Below are 17,859 nucleotides of genomic sequence, written 5' to 3'. Positions count from 1 at the left end.
ACTCTTTTTTTAAAATTAAAGTAATTAAAAATTTACCAATTTAGCTATATGATATACGAATTAGTGTTATTACTTTTATATTAAATAACACAAGTTAAGTCAGATAAGTTATGATACATAAGTGTACTTAAAACTGAAGGACGTGAAAAAATGTATAATGGTATTTTACCTGTATATAAAGAGCGTGGATTGACGAGTCATGATGTCGTCTTTAAGCTAAGAAAAATCTTAAAAACTAAGAAAATAGGTCATACTGGGACATTAGATCCTGAAGTTTCTGGGGTATTGCCAGTATGTATTGGTACTGCCACTCGTGTAAGTGATTATGTGATGGATATGGGAAAATCTTATAACGCTACCATAACTCTAGGGGAAAGTACGACAACGGAAGATCAAACAGGAGAAGTTATTGATAAAATAGATGTACAAGCAAACGCAATAAATATAAACGAAGTAGACGCTGTTTTAAAACAATTTGAAGGAATTATAGAACAAGTTCCACCTATGTATTCATCTGTTAAAGTAAATGGTAAAAAGTTATATGAGTATGCACGTAAAGGTGAAACTGTTGAACGACCAATTCGTAAAGTAAATATAGATTCGATAGCACGCACCTCTGAACTTCAATTCGAAGATGGGAAATGTCATTTTAATATTGAGGTTAAGTGTGGTAAAGGTACATATATTCGCACATTAGCAACGGATATTGGTAAACAATTAGGGTATCCAGCTCACATGTCGCTATTGACACGAATAAATTCAGGTGGGTTTGACATTAAAGATAGTATAACATTAGATCAAATCTCTCAATTACATGAGCAAGACACATTACAACCACACTTATTTCCTTTAGAATATGGTTTGAAAAGTTTGCCGAAAATTTATGTTTCTGATGAAAATATAAAAACTAGAATATTAAATGGACAAAAGTTTAATAAAAAACAATTTAATCAAACGATTGAACAACAACTTGTCTTTATTGATTCTGAGACGGAGAAAGTAATGGCAATTTATATTCAACATCCGGAAAAAAATCATGAAATAAAACCTAAAAAAGTATTTAATTAAAGGAGTCTAAAGTTATGAAAGTGATAGAAGTAACCCATCCAATTCAAGAAGATCAATTGATAAAAGAAGACGTTGCGATGGCATTTGGCTTTTTTGATGGCATGCATCGTGGTCATCATAAAGTGTTTGAAGCATTGGATGAACGTGCTGCAGCGCAAAATCTAAAAAAGGCAGTAACAACATTCGATCCTCATCCTTCTGTTGTGTTAAATCCTGAACGTAAACGCACGGATTATTTAACACCACTTTCAGATAAACTTGAAATGATTGAACAGCACGACGTGGATTATTGTATTGTTATTAATTTTTCTTCACGATTTGCGAGTGTAACAGCAGAAGAGTTTGTTCAAGACTATATTATTAATAATCGTGTTAAAGAAGTAATTGCTGGTTTTGACTTTACTTACGGTAAATTCGGAAAAGGTAACATGTCCGTATTAAATGAAATGGATGAATTTAGTACTACAATAGTTGGTAAACAAGAAATGGAAACTGAAAAAATCTCTACTACTGCAATTAGGGAAGCTTTGAAAGAAGGGAATTTAAAAAAGGTAAATGAACAGTTAGGTTATCTCTATCGAATTAAAGGCACTGTAGTTCAAGGAGAGAAACGTGGACGTACAATTGGCTTTCCTACGGCAAATGTTCAACCTAGTGATGATTATGTTTTACCTAAAAAAGGGGTTTATGCTGTTAGTATGGCAATAGGTGCTGAAAATAAAATCTATCGTGGTGTAGCTAATGTTGGTGTTAAACCTACTTTTCACGATCCTTCTAAAGCTGAAGTAGTGATTGAAGTTAATATCTTTGATTTTAATGACAATATATATGGTGAACGTGTTATTGTTTATTGGCATCATTACTTAAGACCAGAAGTTAAATTTGATGGTATTGATCCATTAGTTGAACAAATGAATAATGATAAAGAAAAAGCGAAATACTTACTTTCAGTTGATTTCGGTGATGATGTATCGTATAATATTTAAAGTTGAGTTCTAGAAAATAGAATTCATAAATATTATTCCTTTATCTTGGCGGGTTGAGACTCCGACGCCTAGCTCAGATTAAGGTGTATACAAATTTTAGGAGGAATTTAATTATGGCAATCACTCAAGAACGTAAAAATGAAATTATCAAAGAATATCGCGTGCACGAAACTGACACTGGTTCACCAGAAGTACAAATCGCTGTTTTAACAGCAGAAATCGCTGCGTTAAACGAACACTTACGTGAACACAAAAAAGACCACCATTCACGTCGTGGATTATTAAAAATGGTAGGTCGTCGTCGTCACTTATTAAACTACTTACGTGGTAAAGATATTCAACGTTACCGTGAATTAATTAAATCATTAGGTATTCGTCGTTAATTTTTATATATTAAGAGGAAAGCACCATTTAGTTTGGTACTTTCCTTTTTTTATCGTTTAATATAAATCACTAATATAAAATTTGAAAAATAAATGATATGATGTAGTTAATAGATTTCAGAGAGGAGATTCATAATGTCTCAAGAAAAGAAAGTGTTTAAAACTGAGTGGGCTGGAAGATCGTTAACGATTGAGATAGGGCAATTAGCAAAACAAGCTAATGGTGCAGTTTTAGTACGTTATGGAGATACGGTTGTATTATCTACGGCTGTAGCATCTAAAGAACCTCGTGATGGTGACTTTTTCCCATTAACAGTTAACTATGAAGAAAAAATGTATGCTGCTGGTAAAATTCCAGGAGGATTTAAAAAACGTGAAGGTCGTCCAGGAGACGAAGCAACATTAACTGCACGTTTAATTGATAGACCAATTCGACCACTTTTCCCTAAAGGATATCGACATGACGTTCAAATTATGAACACAGTACTAAGCGCTGATCCAGATTGTTCGCCTGAAATGGCTGCTATGATAGGTTCTTCAATGGCATTAAGTGTTTCAGATATTCCTTTCCAAGGACCAATTGCTGGTGTTAATGTAGGTTATGTTGATGGTAAATATGTAATTAACCCTACCGTTGAGGAAAAAGAAGTTTCACGTCTAGACCTAGAAGTTGCCGGCCATAAAGACGCTGTAAACATGGTAGAGGCTGGTGCAAGTGAAATAACTGAGAAAGAAATGTTAGAAGCTATTTTCTTCGGACATGATGAAATCAAACGTTTAGTAGCATTCCAAGAAGAAGTGGTAGCTCACATTCAGCCTGTTAAAAAAGAATTTGTACCTGTAGAACGTGATGAAGCACTGGTTTCAAGAGTTAAAACACTTACTGAAGAAAAAGGCTTAAAAGAAACAGTTCTAACATTTGATAAACAACAACGTGACGAAAACTTGGATACGTTAAAAGCTGAAATTGCAACTGAATTTGTTGACGAAGCAGATCCTGAAAATGAATTGTTAATTGATGAAGTTTATGCAATTTTAAATGACTTAGTTAAAGAAGAAGTACGTCGTCTTATCGCTGATGAAAAAATTAGACCTGATGGGCGTAAACCAGATGAAATTAGACCACTTGAATCTGAAGTTGGTTTATTGCCACGAGCACATGGCTCAGGTTTATTTACACGTGGACAAACTCAAGCTTTATCTGTATTAACATTAGGAGCATTAGGTGATTATCAACTTATTGATGGACTAGGTCCTGAACAAGAAAAACGATTCATGCATCATTACAACTTCCCTAATTTCTCTGTTGGAGAGACAGGCCCAGTTAGAGCACCTGGTCGTCGTGAGATTGGACATGGTGCATTAGGCGAGAGAGCACTAAAATACATTATTCCAGATACAACTGAATTCCCTTACACTGTACGTATTGTAAGTGAAGTATTAGAATCTAACGGTTCATCTTCACAAGCATCAATTTGTGGTTCAACTTTAGCTTTGATGGATGCTGGTGTGCCAATTAAAGCGCCTGTTGCAGGTATAGCAATGGGACTAGTCACACGTGAAGATAGTTATACGATTCTTACGGATATTCAAGGTATGGAAGATGCTTTAGGAGATATGGATTTTAAAGTTGCAGGTACAAAAGAAGGTATCACTGCGATACAAATGGACATTAAAATTGATGGTTTAACACGTGAAGTCATTGAAGAAGCTCTAGAACAAGCTCGACAAGGTCGATTAGCGATAATGGATCACATGTTACAAACAATTGATCAACCTCGTAAAGAATTAAGTGCTTATGCTCCTAAAGTGGAAATAATGCATATTAAACCTGAAAAAATTAGAGACGTAATTGGACCAGGTGGTAAGAAAATTAATGAAATCATTGATGAAACTGGGGTTAAATTAGATATTGAACAAGATGGTACAATCTTCATAGGTGCAATCGATCAAGACATGATTAACCGTGCTCGTGAAATTATTGAAGATATCACACGTGAAGCGGAAGTAGGCCAAGTTTACAATGCAAAAGTTAAACGTATTGAAAAGTATGGTGCTTTTGTTGAATTGTTTGCCGGTAAAGATGCTTTATTACACATCTCTCAAATTTCAAAAGAGCGTATTAATAAAGTAGAGGATGTATTAAGTATAGGCGATTCAATTGAAGTGAAAATAACTGAAATTGACAAACAAGGTCGCGTAAATGCTTCTCATAAAGCATTAGATGAAAATAAATAATAATTTTAAGACTAGGAGATTATCATCCTAGTCTTTTATTAGTTTACAGAAATCATTAAAATTAAGAATTATATAATATCTAATACTAAATTCGATTGTTACTATAATGCCTTAAGAAATACTTTAATAGTGTACATCCAACATAAATTAAACTATAATAAATTATGAGTTTATATGGACGGGGATTTTATAATAGGAGGTAACATTTTGAGTTTAGTGAAAAAAAAGAATGACGATATTCGCATCATTCCACTTGGTGGTGTCGGCGAAATCGCAAAAAATATGTATATCGTTGAAGTAGACGATGAAATGTTTATGTTAGATGCGGGGTTAATGTTCCCAGAAGATGAAATGTTAGGTGTAGATATTGTAATTCCTGACATTCAATATGTCATTGAAAATAAAGAAAAACTAAAAGGTATCTTTCTAAGCCATGGTCATGAACATGCTATTGGTGCAGTTAGCTACATTTTAGAACAAATTGATGCACCAGTATATGGCTCTAAATTAACGTTAGCACTTGTTAAAGAAAATATGAAGTCACGTAATGTTAAAAAGAAAGTACGTTATTATACTGTAAATCATGATTCAGTAATGAGATTTAAAAATGTTAATATTACTTTCTTTAACACTACACACAGCATTCCTGATAGTTTAGGAATTTGCATTCATACTTCATACGGTTCAATCGTTTATACAGGTGAATTTAAATTTGATCAAAGTTTACAAGGACACTACACGCCAGATATCAAACGTATGGCTGAAATAGGTGAAGAAGGTGTCTTCGCATTAATCAGTGACTCTACAGAAGCTGAGAAACCAGGATATAATACACCTGAGAATGTTATAGAATCACACATTTACGATGCTTTTGCGAAAGTAAAAGGACGCTTAATTGTGTCATGCTATGCTTCAAACTTTATTAGAATTCAACAAGTTTTGAACACTGCAAGTAAACTAAATCGTAAAGTTTCCTTTTTAGGTCGTTCGCTTGAAAGTTCGTTTAATATTGCACGTAAAATGGGATATTTTGACATTCCTAAAGACTTGTTAATCCCTATTAACGAAGTTGGAAATTATCCTAAAAATGAAGTCGTAATTATTGCCACTGGTATGGAAGGCGAACCTATCGAAGCATTGAGCCAAATGGCCCAACAGAAACACAAAATAATGAATATTGAAGAAGGCGATTCAGTATATTTAGCAATCACAGCATCAGCTAATATGGAAGTTATCATTGCTGATACACTAAATGAATTAGTGCGCGCAGGTGCATATATTATTCCTAACAATAAAAAGATTCATGCATCTAGTCATGGTTGCATGGAAGAATTAAAAATGATGATTAATATTATGAAACCTGAATACTTTATCCCTGTTCAAGGTGAATTTAAAATGCAAATTGCGCATGCTAAATTGGCTAACGAATCTGGTGTGGCGCCGGAGAAAATTTTCTTAGTCGAAAAGGGAGACGTTATTCATTACGATGGTAAAGATATGGTATTAAACGAGAAAGTTAATTCTGGCAATATTCTTATCGATGGTATTGGTGTAGGAGATGTCGGTAATATCGTATTGAGAGATCGTCATTTACTTGCAGAAGATGGTATTTTTATTGCAGTTGTTACATTGGATCCGAAAAATAGACGAATTGCTGCTGGTCCTGAAATTCAATCACGTGGCTTTGTATACGTCCGTGAAAGTGAAGAACTAATGAAGGAAGCAGAAGATAAGGTTCGTGAAATTGTTGAAGCAGGTCTTCAAGAGAAACGTATTGAATGGTCTGACATCAAACAGAATATGCGAGATCAAATCAGTAAATTACTATTTGAAAGTACAAAACGTCGTCCAATGATTATTCCAGTTATTTCAGAAATTTAAGATATATACAATCAAAAAGAGGTCGGGACAACATCACAGTTGTGTAATAATTTAAAAGGTTATGTAAACTCATTACTTAAATTATTCACTTTAGTTTATGACGATAAGTCTAAATGTGGTTGGTATTGTTCCAACCTCTTTCATACTTTTAAAAATACTATTAATACATATCGGAATACTATAAATATTTGTATTTGAAGAAATATTAAGTGAGAAATAAAGAAGGTGTACTATTTTGCCACAAACTAAGAAAAAAACAACAACTCGTAAAAAGGGTGCAATAGCTCGTAAATCGACTAAGAAAAAGCAACAGAAAAAAGATAGCTCAATTCGCTATATCGTTGCAATCATTATAGTCATTTTGTCGGTTTTGGGAATGTTCCAATTAGGAATTGTTGGTCGAATGATTGATAGCTTTTTCAATTATTTGTTTGGAATGAGTCGCTATTTAACATACATATTACTAAGTTTGATTACAGTCTATATTGCAATGCAGAAGAAATTTCCTAAAACAAGACGGACTTTTGGGTTAATATCATTACAATTTGTCTTATTGATTACAACACAAATTATTTATCATTTTCAAAAAGGTGCAGCATCTGAAAGAGAACCTGTTTTATCCTATGTGTATAAGGCTTATGAACATAGTCATTTTCCGAATTTTGGTGGGGGATTAATAGGATTTTATTTACTTAAAATATTTATTCCACTCATTTCAATTGCCGGTGTCATAATCCTTACATTAATTTTATTAAGTTCTAGTATTATTTTATTGCTTAAACTTAGACATAGAGATGTTGTTAAAGCATCAATTGATAAAATGAGAAACTCAAGTCAAAGTGCATCATCTAATTTCAAAGTAAAAAGAGAGCAAAACAGACTTAAAAAAGAAGAACGTCAACGTGAAAAAGAAGAAGAGCGTGAACGCCTAAGACAACATCAATTAGAACAAGAACAACTTGAGTCAGAACAAATCAAAGATGTTAGTGACTTCCCTGAAGTTAGTACTGAACCAGAAGATATTCCTATATATGGACCTAGTGAATCGCAAGAAAGTAAACAAACAACTACTAATAAACGTAAGAAAAGACGTTTTGGTTTAAATAGTGAAGATATTGATAAAGAGAATAGTAGTAACGATGGAACAAATCTAGAGGATGAAAATTTACCAGAGTCGAATTCAAATGATAATCATCAAATGAATGGAACAATTTCCGAAGCTGGTGAAGAGTCAAATGTGGCATATCACATTCCTCCATTATCATTACTTAATCAGCCAGCTAAGCAGCAATCTACATCTAAGTCTGAAGTTCAACGTAAAGGCCAGATACTCGAATCAACAATGAAAAATTTTGGTGTAAATGCAAAAGTTAAGCAAATTAAAATTGGTCCAGCTGTTACACAATATGAAATCCAACCAGCCCAAGGGGTTAAGGTTAGTAAAATTGTTAATTTGCATAATGATATTGCACTCGCTTTGGCAGCAAAAGATGTACGAATTGAAGCACCAATTCCAGGTCGCTCAGCTGTTGGTATAGAGGTACCAAATGATAAGATTTCTTTAGTTACGCTTAAAGAAGTTCTTGAATCTAAATTCCCAGCGAGTAATAAGCTGGAAGTTGGACTTGGTAGAGATATTTCTGGTGAACCAATGACAATTCAATTAAATGAAATGCCCCACCTATTAGTTGCAGGATCAACTGGTAGTGGTAAATCAGTATGTATCAATGGCATTATTACTAGTATTCTTTTAAATGCAAAACCTCATGAAGTTAAACTTATGTTAATTGATCCTAAAATGGTGGAATTAAATGTTTATAATGGGGTGCCACATTTATTAATACCGGTAGTTACAAATCCACACAAAGCTTCTCAAGCATTAGAGAAGGTAGTTGCTGAAATGGAACGACGATATGATTTATTCCAGCATTCATCTACACGTAATATTGAAGGGTATAATAAATTTATACGCCGTCAGAATGAAGAACTTGATGAAAAACAAGCAGAATTACCTTATATAGTAGTCATTGTAGATGAGTTAGCTGATTTAATGATGGTTGCAGGAAAAGAAGTAGAGAACGCAATTCAACGTATCACTCAAATGGCTAGAGCAGCAGGTATTCATTTAATTGTTGCTACTCAAAGACCATCTGTAGATGTAATCACTGGTATAATCAAAAATAATATACCATCACGTATTGCGTTCGCAGTAAGTTCTCAAACTGACTCTAGAACAATTATAGGCTCTGGTGGAGCTGAGAAATTACTTGGTAAAGGTGATATGCTATATGTAGGAAATGGTGAATCAGCTCAAACGCGTGTACAAGGTGCTTTCTTAAGTGATCAAGAAGTGCAAGATGTAGTTAACTATGTTGTTGAACAACAAAAAGCAAATTATGTGAAAGAAATGGAACCAGATGCGCCAGTAGATAAATCAGAAATGAAGAGTGAAGATGCTTTATATGAAGATGCATATATATTTGTAATTGAACAACAGAAAGCTAGTACTTCACTATTGCAACGACAATTTAGGATTGGCTATAATCGTGCTTCTAGATTAATGGACGATTTGGAACGTAACCAAGTTATCGGACCACAAAAGGGCAGTAAACCTAGACAAGTATTAGTAAATTTAGATGATGAAGAGGTGTAAATGATGACAGAGTTAAACTCAGCTTTTAAAGTGAAAGAATATATTCTTAAGCAGATTAAAGAACAATCTTTAAAACCTGGTGATAAACTACCTAGCAATTTATCGATTGCTAGAGAATTAAATGTAAAAACTGATGATGTCTATGAAGCGATTGGTGAACTCATAACTGAACAAGTTTTGACAGATAACTTTGAAGAAGGACCAAGCGTAAAAACATTGCACCCTTTCTTCTATCCATTGAATAAATTATTTAGCATCAACGATATGATCAAAGAAGCTGGCTACCACTCAGGTACGGAATATTTAAGTTTAGAGCAACAGCCTGCCTCCATACTGGATGCACAAATGTTAGGTATCAATGATAAACAACCTATTACAATCATTGAACGATTGCGTACTGCCAATCATCAACCAGTAATTTATTGTTTAGATAAAATCGCAGAAGATTATCTAACATGTTCAGATTATCAAGTGAGCGATGGTTCTATGTTAAATGCAATAGAGACTAATACGGGACATAAAGTCGCTTCAGCTGAAACAGAGGTTGAAGCCATTAGTTATGAACCACATATTTCTGATATTCTAAACGCATATCCACATGAAGGTTTAATGCTATTAAAGGTTGTACATTATGACGAAATGGGTAAACCTATTTTATACTCATTAAATTATGTGAAAAGCAGTCTAGTTAAATTTAAACTGACGCGCACAAAAATATAGAAACAATATTAAGGAGTGTGGATGAATGATAGAACAACAAACCAATAATGAGCATCAAATACATATTGATGTGTTACCTACAGATAAATTTAAGACAACTATGATTACCTTTAAATTTATGGCACCTTTAGAATATGAAACTATTACAGCGCGATCATTGTTAAGCAAGTTGTTAATACGTGCTACAAAAAAATGGTCCACGGATAAAGCATTTAGTAAACATCTATCTGAACTATATGGTGCATACATACATAGTTTTGTCTCAAAATTTAAAGATAAACACGTTATCACTATCTCGTTAGAAATAGTTAATGAACGCTATTTAAAAGATTCAACACCTCTATTTGAAAAAGGGCTAAATGTACTATATGAAGTGATAATGAATCCACTTATAGAGAATAATGCCTTTAACACAACGTTTGTAAATCAAGAAAAATCATTATTATCAAAGAAAATTGAAGCTGTAATTGATAATAAAGCACAATATTCTTTCTTGAATTTATTAAAATATATGTTTAAAGATGAACCTTATCGTCACTTAGCGACAGGTCAGATTGAAAAAATAAGTACAATCACACCTGAAAATTTGTATGATACATATCAAAACATGATTAGTAATGACCTATGTTCCGTTTATGTAGTAGGTAACGTAAATAAACAAGAAGTTGAACAATTAATTCAATTTAAATTTACGATTAATCCATTTAAAATGGCGAAAACTAATCAACTTAATTTAAAAGATACAAGTTCTGAAACACAATATATAGTTGAAGAAGATGAAGTCGATCAAGCTAAATTAAATATGGGTTATCGTTTTCCAACACGATTCGGGTCAAATGATTATTATGCATTGGTTGTATTAAACACGATGTTCGGTGGCGATCCATCATCTGTATTATTTAATGAAGTGCGTGAAAAGCAAAGTCTAGCATATTCAATACACTCTCAATTAGATGGTAAAAACGGTTATCTTTTTGTATTAAGCGGTGTTTCAGCAGATAAATATGAACTTGCTAAAGATACAATTTTAGAGGAGTTTGATAAGTTTAAACGTGGTGAATTTGACGTGGATAAATTAGAACTTGCTAAAAAAATTATTATTTCACATAGACATGAAATTGCTGATCGACCGAAAAGTATTATCGAGGTCATGCAGAATCAATTGCTTTTAGATTATGAGCAAACAGATGAAAACTACATAGATCACATTCAAAAAGTAACAAAGGATGATGTGATATCAATGGCTAATAAAGCAGAACTAGATACCATATATGTACTTACAAAGGGGGATCATTCTTAATGAGGGAAACATACTATGAACTGATTGATGAACGTGTTTTTGAACATGAATTAACTAATGGTTTACGTTTATTTGTTATCCCCAAAAATGGATTCCAAAAGACATTTGTAACGTATACTACTCAATTTGGCTCTCTTGATAATACTTTCAAACCTCATAATCAAAATGATTTTGTGACCGTACCAGACGGTGTCGCTCACTTTTTAGAGCATAAGTTATTTGAGAAAGATGATACTGAAGATTTATTCACTGCATTTGCCAATGACAATGCTCAAGTAAACGCATTTACTAGTTTTGATCGCACTAGCTATCTGTTCAGTGCAACAGATAATGTTGAAAGGAATATTTTAAGATTACTAGAAATGGTTGAAACGCCTTTCTTTTCTAAGGAAACGGTAGATAAAGAAAAAGGTATTATTGCTGAAGAAATAAAGATGTATCAGGAGCAACCTGGTTATAAAATTATGTTTAATACTTTACGTGCTATGTATCAAAAGCACCCTATTAAAGTTGATATAGCAGGAAGCGTTGAAAGCATTTATAACATTACTAAAGATGATTTATATTTATGTTATGAAACATTTTATCATCCATCAAATATGGTGTTATTTGTCGTCGGAGATGTCAATCCTGAAAACATACGTGACATAGTTGAAACTCATGAAAATAAAAGGGATAAGACGAACCAGCCTAGCATTGAACGAGCAACTGTTGATGAACCAACAAATGTTATAACACCTTTTGTTTCAGAAGAAATGAAATTACAATCTCCTAGATTAATGTTAGGTTTTAAAAATGAACCAACTGAAGCGTCACCACATGAATATGTACAACATGATTTAGAAATGACACTATTTTTCGAATTAATATTTGGTGAGGAAACTGAATTTTATCAGACTTTATTAAATGAAGATTTGATAGACGAAACTTTTGGATATCAATTTGTACTCGAACCTACATATTGTTTTTCAATTATTACAAGTGCAACGCAATATCCAGATAAGTTAAAAGAAGTGTTGTTAAGTGAGCTAAACAAGTATTGTGGTAATCTTGATGATCAAGAAGCATTTGAATTGTTGAAAAAACAATTTATTGGGGAATTTATTTCAAGTTTGAATTCACCTGAATATATTGCAAACCAATATTCTAAATTATACTTTGAGGGCGTCAGTGTATTCGATATGTTAGATATTATAGATAATATAACATTAGATAGTATTAACGAAACTGCCACTAAATTTTTAAATATCAATAATATGGTTGATAGTCGATTGGAGCCTAAAGCTTAATGAGAGCGTTAGTACTTGGTGGGTCAGGCACTATTGGAACAGCAATTGTAGAGCGTTTATTAGAAGAAGGTAATGAAGTAATTATTCAATATTTTCAATCAGATTTAAAAGCATTACAAGATAAGTACAAAGGGGAAGCAGTCGAATTTATACAAGCTGATTTGACGCAAAATATTGATTTGGAAACTACCTTTGCTCATATCAAATATTTAGATTGTTTGATATACAGTAGTGGTACAGCTTTGTATGGCTTATTGCAAGATATGTCAGATATAGATATTGATCTTAGTTATAACATTCATGTTAAGCAGTTAATTAGATGTTGTCGTTATTTTATAGACTTAATACGTCAAAGTGAGTTTGGTCGAATTATTGTTATTTCATCCATTTGGGGTGAAACAGGTGCGAGTATGGAAACAATTTACTCGGCAATGAAAAGTGCACAAATCGGTTTCGTCAAAGCGTTAAGTCAAGAATTAGCGATGACTAATGTCACTGTTAATGCTATCACGCCTGGTTTTGTAAGTGGGAATATGTCACAAGTTTTTAATTCAGATGAATTGAAAGCTATATTAGAAGAATTACCTCAGCAAAGAATGATCAATCCTTGTGAAATTGCGCATACGTGTGCTTATCTATGGAATCCTTTGGCGAAAAGTATTACTGGAACTGTTCAAAAAGTAAACGGCGCTTGGTACATTTAAGTTGTGACAATTGAGGATGTGATAGCATTTAACGTCACTATTCTATTAGCTATAGTAAATTTCCCTTACACATTAAAAAAAGATTTTTGAACCAAGTTCTAAATGCTATAATATGATTACTAATTTTAATATTCCGATGGTAGGTTACCATTTAAAACAAGGGGCGGATATTGATGACAGTAGCCGAAAAGAAAGAATGGTATCTTGAATATGAAATCACAGTTAACCGAGCAGGTTTACTGGGTGATATTTCGAGTTTACTTGGTATGTTAGGTATAAGTATCGTTACGATTAACGGGGTTGATCAAGGTCGACGAGGGTTATTAATTAAAACGGACAGTCTTGAGAAAGTTAATCGCTTTGAACATATAATCAATGAGCTTAGTGAGATAGAAATTACTAAATTAAGAGTACCTGAATTACGTGATAGATTGGCTGTTAGACATGGACGTTATATTGAACAAGACGCCGATGATAAAAAAACTTTTCGTTTTGAACGTGAAGATTTAGGTTTATTGGTAGATTTTTTGGCAGAACTTTTTAAAGAGGAAGGTCATAAATTAATTGGTATCAGAGGTATGCCACGTGTCGGAAAAACGGAATCAATCGTAGCAGGAAGTGTATGTGCGCATAAGCGATGGCTATTTATTAGTTCTACATTGATTAAGCAAACTGTACGAAGCTCTCTTATTAAAGGAGAATATGATTCTAACCATGTTTATATTATTGATGGCGCTGTCACTGCTAGAGAATCAAACCCTAAGCATCAAGAATTAGTGCGTGAAGTAATGACCTTACCATCAATCAAAGTGGTTGAACATCCAGATTTATTTGTGGAATCGGGTAATTATAGCATGGATGATTTTGATTATATTATTGAATTAAGAGAAAATGAAAATCAAGAAATTGAATATGATCAAATGAAACAACAAACAGTTAAAAGTAAAAACTCGCTAGACTTTGGAGAAGACATGTTTGGCGGAGGATTTGGATTTTTTGAATAGTGGTTGTGGAGGCTTTTAAAAGTGAAGACAATTGGTGAAACATTAAAAGGTAGACGTGAAAGGCTAGGAATGACGTTAGCAGAATTAGAAGAGCGCACTCAAATTAAACGTGATACGTTGAAATTAATCGAACAAAATCAGTTTGATAAATTAGCTAAAGTTGATTACGCAGAGGGTTTTATTCGACGTTATGCGAGTGTGGTAAATATTGATTCACAACAACTGATTCAAGCGCATCAAGAGGAAATACCAGATAGTCAACATCAATTGAATGAACTTTTATATAGATATCATAATGATGACGCGCCTACATATCGTACTAAGAGTAAAGAACATTTACAATTAATGATAATTATTGGTGGCATTATTATAATAACTTTTATCTTATGGGTCTTAGCTGTGTTACTATTATAAAATGAGAGATAAATTTAGAAATGAGGCTTTAACATGAATATTCCAAATCAAATTACGGTTTTCAGAGTAATATTAATTCCGCTTTTCATATTATTTGCTCTAGTAAACTTTGGATTTGGCAATGTATCTATTTTAGGTGGATTTGAAATCCGTATTGAACAACTTATTGCTGCTATCATTTTCATTGTAGCTTCTTTAAGTGATTTCCTAGATGGGTACTTAGCTAGAAAATGGCAACTTGTAACTAATATGGGTAAATTCTTAGATCCCCTAGCTGACAAATTATTAGTTTCCAGTGCATTAATTGTTATGGTTCAATTAGGACTTACAAATTCAGTAGTAGCAATCATTATAATTGCACGTGAATTTGCTGTTACAGGATTACGTCTATTACAGATTGAACAAGGGTTTGTTAGTGCTGCTGGTCAATTAGGTAAAATTAAAACTGCTGTAACTATGGTTGCAATTATTTGGATTTTATTAGGTGATTTGTTAGCAACATGGATAGGCATTCAAATTGGACAAGTATTACTTTATATTGGTGTTTTATTCACGATTTTATCTGGTATTGAATACTTTTATAAAGGTAGAGATGTTTTCAAACATTAAATTAGTGAAATATAACCAAGAATGATAGTGATAGAAAGATAATTCTATTCCTATTTATTCTTGGTTTTTTAGTTCAATTTTTAGAATAAATGTCATACTTTGCATTATAATGATAGATGTTGTGCAAGAATTATCGTTAGGGGGATAAATGGACATGAATATTTCAATAATAGCTGTTGGATCTGAGTTATTATTAGGACAAATTGCTAATACGAATGGACAATATTTATCAAGATTATTTAATAGTATTGGTAAAAGCGTAGTCGAACATACTGTGATTGGCGATAATCCTCAAAGATTAGAGTATGTTATCAAAGAGGGGTTAAAACGTTTTGATACACTCGTGTTTACTGGGGGATTAGGACCTACAAAAGATGACTTAACAAAGCATACTGTTGCGAAGGTGCTTGGTAAAAATCTTGTGACAGATACGAATGCATTAGAATATATTGAGAATTATTTTAAAGAACAAGGACAAGAAATGACGCCCAATAATAAGCAACAAGCTTTGGTTATTGAAGGTGCAAAAGTATTACAAAACAATTATGGGATGGCACCTGGTATGTTGGTGGAATATGAAGATAAGAAAGTCATTTTGTTACCTGGCCCACCAAGTGAAATGCAACCAATGGCAAAGAATGAGTTATTACCTTATTTAATGGATGAAGATAGAGTTATACACTCAGAACAATTAAGATTCGCTGGAATTGGAGAATCTAAAGTTGAAACAGAGTTAATGGATTTAATTGATAGTCAAGAAAATCCAACTATTGCTCCATTAGCTGGTACGCATGAAGTTTATATTAGATTAACTGCTAATGCCAATACAGAAAATGAATGCAAAAAGTTAATTGAACCTACTAAAGAGAAGATTCTTGCAAGAATAGGTGACTATTATTACGGTTCGGATGATATCGTTATAGAACAAGCTTTGATGAATATTATAAATAAAAGTTTCAGTATATATGATGGTGTGACAAATGGTGCACTATATACACGTTTGAAAAACCAAGATTTAAATCATTTATTGAAAGGACAACTACCTGATTCATCAGTCTTTGTTTCTGATTTTGATGATATTCTAGATAAATTAAAATATGTATCTCAATATGTAAAAGATTTATATAAAACTGATTGGGGTATAGCGTTATTACACAATCAAGAACAAGTTTATCTTGGGTACTATGATGACAGTGTGTTTAAATATGAGACATTTAAAATGCCTCTAAAACGAAATATTTTAAAAAGCAGAAGTCAAAATTATGCCATGATAAATTTAATAAATTGGTTTAAATAGTTAATATTTTTGAAAACTAGAGCACTTATTTAGTACGTTTGTTCGATTTTGTCTTGTATTTTATCGTTAAAAGCGAACAAATATTCGCAAAATACTTGTAATTAGATTCAATTAAATGTATAGTATTAATTAAGATATTAATACGATGATTAACTCGTTAATAGGAGGTTTCGCTTTGGATAATGATCGTCAAAAAGCTTTAGATACAGTTATAAAAAATATGGAAAAATCATTCGGTAAAGGTGCCGTTATGAAACTAGGCGATAATAAAGGACGCCGTGTTTCAAGTGTTTCAAGTGGTTCAGTTACATTAGATAACGCATTAGGTGTAGGTGGCTATCCTAAAGGTAGAATTATAGAGATTTATGGACCTGAAAGTTCTGGTAAAACAACAGTAGCTTTACATGCTATTGCAGAGGTACAAAAGAACGGTGGCGTTGCTGCATTTATCGACGCTGAACACGCGCTTGATCCGGTATATGCAGAAGCATTAGGTGTAGATATTGATAATTTATATCTATCACAACCAGACCATGGTGAACAAGGTTTAGAGATTGCTGAAGCTTTCGTTCGAAGTGGTGCGGTTGATATTGTAGTAGTTGACTCTGTTGCCGCATTAACACCTAAAGCGGAAATTGAAGGTGAAATGGGCGATACGCATGTAGGACTTCAAGCTCGCTTAATGTCACAGGCGTTACGTAAATTATCTGGTGCAATTTCAAAATCAAATACAACAGCTATTTTCATTAACCAAATTCGTGAAAAAGTTGGTGTAATGTTTGGTAACCCAGAAACTACACCTGGTGGACGTGCATTAAAATTCTATAGTTCTGTTCGTTTAGAAGTTCGTCGTGCTGAGCAGTTAAAACAAGGCCAAGAAATTGTTGGTAACAGAACTAAAATTAAAGTTGTCAAAAACAAAGTTGCACCGCCTTTTAGAGTCGCTGAAGTAGATATTATGTATGGTCAAGGTATCTCTAAAGAAGGTGAAGTGATTGATCTTGGTGTTGAAAATGACATCGTAGATAAATCAGGTGCATGGTACTCATATAATGGTGATCGAATGGGTCAAGGTAAAGAGAATGTAAAAACATATCTCAAAGAAAATCCTCAAGTTAAAGAAGAAATCGATCGTAAGTTACGAGAAAAACTAGGTATTTTCGATGGAGATGTTGATGAAAAAGAAGAAGATGCACCTCAAACATTATTCGTTGAAGAATAGTATGTACAATTTTAATTATTGAAGTGAATATTTCGCTAACTATATAGCGATAAAGTTTTAGTAAAATACATCAGTTCACTAAAATTCACTT

General features: G+C 32.9%; 15 protein-coding genes. All 15 read left to right on the top strand.

What is annotated here, in order from left to right; all coding sequences use genetic code 11:
• The first annotated feature begins 150 nt into the window (after nucleotides 1-150).
• The 15 genes from truB to recA all read left to right on the top strand — a co-directional run bounded on the left by truB (nucleotide 151) and on the right by recA (nucleotide 17,768).
• Nucleotides 151-1,068, top strand: a complete 918-nt coding sequence (gene truB, locus EQ029_RS07680) for a tRNA pseudouridine(55) synthase TruB (protein WP_011275928.1) — start codon at nucleotides 151-153, stop codon at nucleotides 1,066-1,068.
• 14 nt (nucleotides 1,069-1,082) lie between these two features.
• The gene (gene ribF / locus EQ029_RS07675) at nucleotides 1,083-2,054 is read left to right on the top strand and encodes a riboflavin biosynthesis protein RibF (RefSeq protein ID WP_057504883.1); all 972 of its coding nucleotides are present in this window, start codon (nucleotides 1,083-1,085) and stop codon (nucleotides 2,052-2,054) included.
• Nucleotides 2,055-2,167: 113 nt separating this feature from the next.
• Nucleotides 2,168-2,437 carry a 30S ribosomal protein S15 gene (gene rpsO / locus EQ029_RS07670; protein WP_011275926.1) on the top strand — a complete coding sequence of 90 codons (270 nt, stop codon included), beginning with the start codon at nucleotides 2,168-2,170 and terminating at the stop codon, nucleotides 2,435-2,437.
• Between the two features lie 135 nt (nucleotides 2,438-2,572).
• Nucleotides 2,573-4,675, top strand: coding sequence for a polyribonucleotide nucleotidyltransferase (gene pnp / locus EQ029_RS07665; RefSeq protein ID WP_016930685.1), 2,103 nt, complete (start codon nucleotides 2,573-2,575; stop codon nucleotides 4,673-4,675).
• A 207-nt stretch (nucleotides 4,676-4,882) separates the two neighbouring features.
• The gene (gene rnjB / locus EQ029_RS07660) at nucleotides 4,883-6,556 is read left to right on the top strand and encodes a ribonuclease J2 (RefSeq protein ID WP_016930684.1); all 1,674 of its coding nucleotides are present in this window, start codon (nucleotides 4,883-4,885) and stop codon (nucleotides 6,554-6,556) included.
• A gap of 235 nt (nucleotides 6,557-6,791) precedes the next feature.
• Entirely contained in the window at nucleotides 6,792-9,209 is a 2,418-nt protein-coding gene (locus EQ029_RS07655) for a DNA translocase FtsK (RefSeq protein ID WP_011275923.1), read from the top strand.
• A gap of 3 nt (nucleotides 9,210-9,212) precedes the next feature.
• Nucleotides 9,213-9,929, top strand: a complete 717-nt coding sequence (locus EQ029_RS07650) for a GntR family transcriptional regulator (protein WP_011275922.1) — start codon at nucleotides 9,213-9,215, stop codon at nucleotides 9,927-9,929.
• Nucleotides 9,930-9,954: 25 nt separating this feature from the next.
• On the top strand, nucleotides 9,955-11,229 hold the full coding sequence (yfmF, locus tag EQ029_RS07645; RefSeq protein WP_011275921.1) for an EF-P 5-aminopentanol modification-associated protein YfmF: 1,275 nt from the start codon (nucleotides 9,955-9,957) through the stop codon (nucleotides 11,227-11,229).
• A complete protein-coding gene (gene yfmH / locus EQ029_RS07640; protein ID WP_016930682.1) occupies nucleotides 11,229-12,518 on the top strand; it encodes an EF-P 5-aminopentanol modification-associated protein YfmH in 1,290 nt (429 codons plus the stop codon). Before yfmF ends, yfmH begins: the two co-directional genes overlap by 1 nt.
• Nucleotides 12,518-13,222: an elongation factor P 5-aminopentanone reductase gene (gene ymfI, locus EQ029_RS07635; RefSeq protein ID WP_011275919.1), complete on the top strand. Its 705-nt coding sequence runs from the start codon at nucleotides 12,518-12,520 to the stop codon at nucleotides 13,220-13,222. The genes yfmH and ymfI overlap by 1 nt, the downstream gene beginning before the upstream one ends.
• A 173-nt stretch (nucleotides 13,223-13,395) precedes the next feature.
• The gene (locus tag EQ029_RS07630; RefSeq protein ID WP_016930681.1) at nucleotides 13,396-14,226 is read left to right on the top strand and encodes a YmfK family protein; all 831 of its coding nucleotides are present in this window, start codon (nucleotides 13,396-13,398) and stop codon (nucleotides 14,224-14,226) included.
• 21 nt (nucleotides 14,227-14,247) lie between these two features.
• On the top strand, nucleotides 14,248-14,640 hold the full coding sequence (locus EQ029_RS07625; RefSeq protein WP_033080070.1) for a helix-turn-helix domain-containing protein: 393 nt from the start codon (nucleotides 14,248-14,250) through the stop codon (nucleotides 14,638-14,640).
• Nucleotides 14,641-14,673: 33 nt separating this feature from the next.
• Nucleotides 14,674-15,249 carry a CDP-diacylglycerol--glycerol-3-phosphate 3-phosphatidyltransferase gene (gene pgsA / locus EQ029_RS07620; RefSeq protein ID WP_011275916.1) on the top strand — a complete coding sequence of 192 codons (576 nt, stop codon included), beginning with the start codon at nucleotides 14,674-14,676 and terminating at the stop codon, nucleotides 15,247-15,249.
• Between the two features lie 154 nt (nucleotides 15,250-15,403).
• Nucleotides 15,404-16,546 carry a CinA family nicotinamide mononucleotide deamidase-related protein gene (locus tag EQ029_RS07615; RefSeq protein ID WP_011275915.1) on the top strand — a complete coding sequence of 381 codons (1,143 nt, stop codon included), beginning with the start codon at nucleotides 15,404-15,406 and terminating at the stop codon, nucleotides 16,544-16,546.
• 175 nt (nucleotides 16,547-16,721) lie between these two features.
• Complete coding sequence (gene recA, locus EQ029_RS07610; RefSeq protein ID WP_011275914.1) at nucleotides 16,722-17,768, top strand: recombinase RecA; 1,047 nt, start codon at nucleotides 16,722-16,724, stop codon at nucleotides 17,766-17,768.
• Nucleotides 17,769-17,859 lie beyond the last annotated feature (91 nt).

The organism is Staphylococcus haemolyticus, assembly GCF_006094395.1.
In the GTDB taxonomy this organism is placed as follows: Bacteria; Bacillota; Bacilli; order Staphylococcales; family Staphylococcaceae; genus Staphylococcus; species Staphylococcus haemolyticus.
The sequence above is the reverse complement of the archived record's forward strand: the minus strand, read 5'-3'. Positions and strand labels throughout refer to the sequence as shown.

What these genes read in the sequence shown, in the direction of transcription:
- ymfI (WP_011275919.1), top strand. Translation starts at nt 12,518, where the DNA reads ATGAGAGCGTTAGTACTTGGTGGGTCAGGCACTATTGGAACAGCAATT.
- rpsO (WP_011275926.1), top strand. Translation starts at nt 2,168, where the DNA reads ATGGCAATCACTCAAGAACGTAAAAATGAAATTATCAAAGAATATCGC.
- EQ029_RS07630 (WP_016930681.1), top strand. Translation starts at nt 13,396, where the DNA reads ATGACAGTAGCCGAAAAGAAAGAATGGTATCTTGAATATGAAATCACA.
- pgsA (WP_011275916.1), top strand. Translation starts at nt 14,674, where the DNA reads ATGAATATTCCAAATCAAATTACGGTTTTCAGAGTAATATTAATTCCG.
- ribF (WP_057504883.1), top strand. Translation starts at nt 1,083, where the DNA reads ATGAAAGTGATAGAAGTAACCCATCCAATTCAAGAAGATCAATTGATA.
- pnp (WP_016930685.1), top strand. Translation starts at nt 2,573, where the DNA reads ATGTCTCAAGAAAAGAAAGTGTTTAAAACTGAGTGGGCTGGAAGATCG.
- EQ029_RS07615 (WP_011275915.1), top strand. Translation starts at nt 15,404, where the DNA reads ATGAATATTTCAATAATAGCTGTTGGATCTGAGTTATTATTAGGACAA.
- yfmH (WP_016930682.1), top strand. Translation starts at nt 11,229, where the DNA reads ATGAGGGAAACATACTATGAACTGATTGATGAACGTGTTTTTGAACAT.
- yfmF (WP_011275921.1), top strand. Translation starts at nt 9,955, where the DNA reads ATGATAGAACAACAAACCAATAATGAGCATCAAATACATATTGATGTG.
- EQ029_RS07650 (WP_011275922.1), top strand. Translation starts at nt 9,213, where the DNA reads ATGACAGAGTTAAACTCAGCTTTTAAAGTGAAAGAATATATTCTTAAG.
- truB (WP_011275928.1), top strand. Translation starts at nt 151, where the DNA reads ATGTATAATGGTATTTTACCTGTATATAAAGAGCGTGGATTGACGAGT.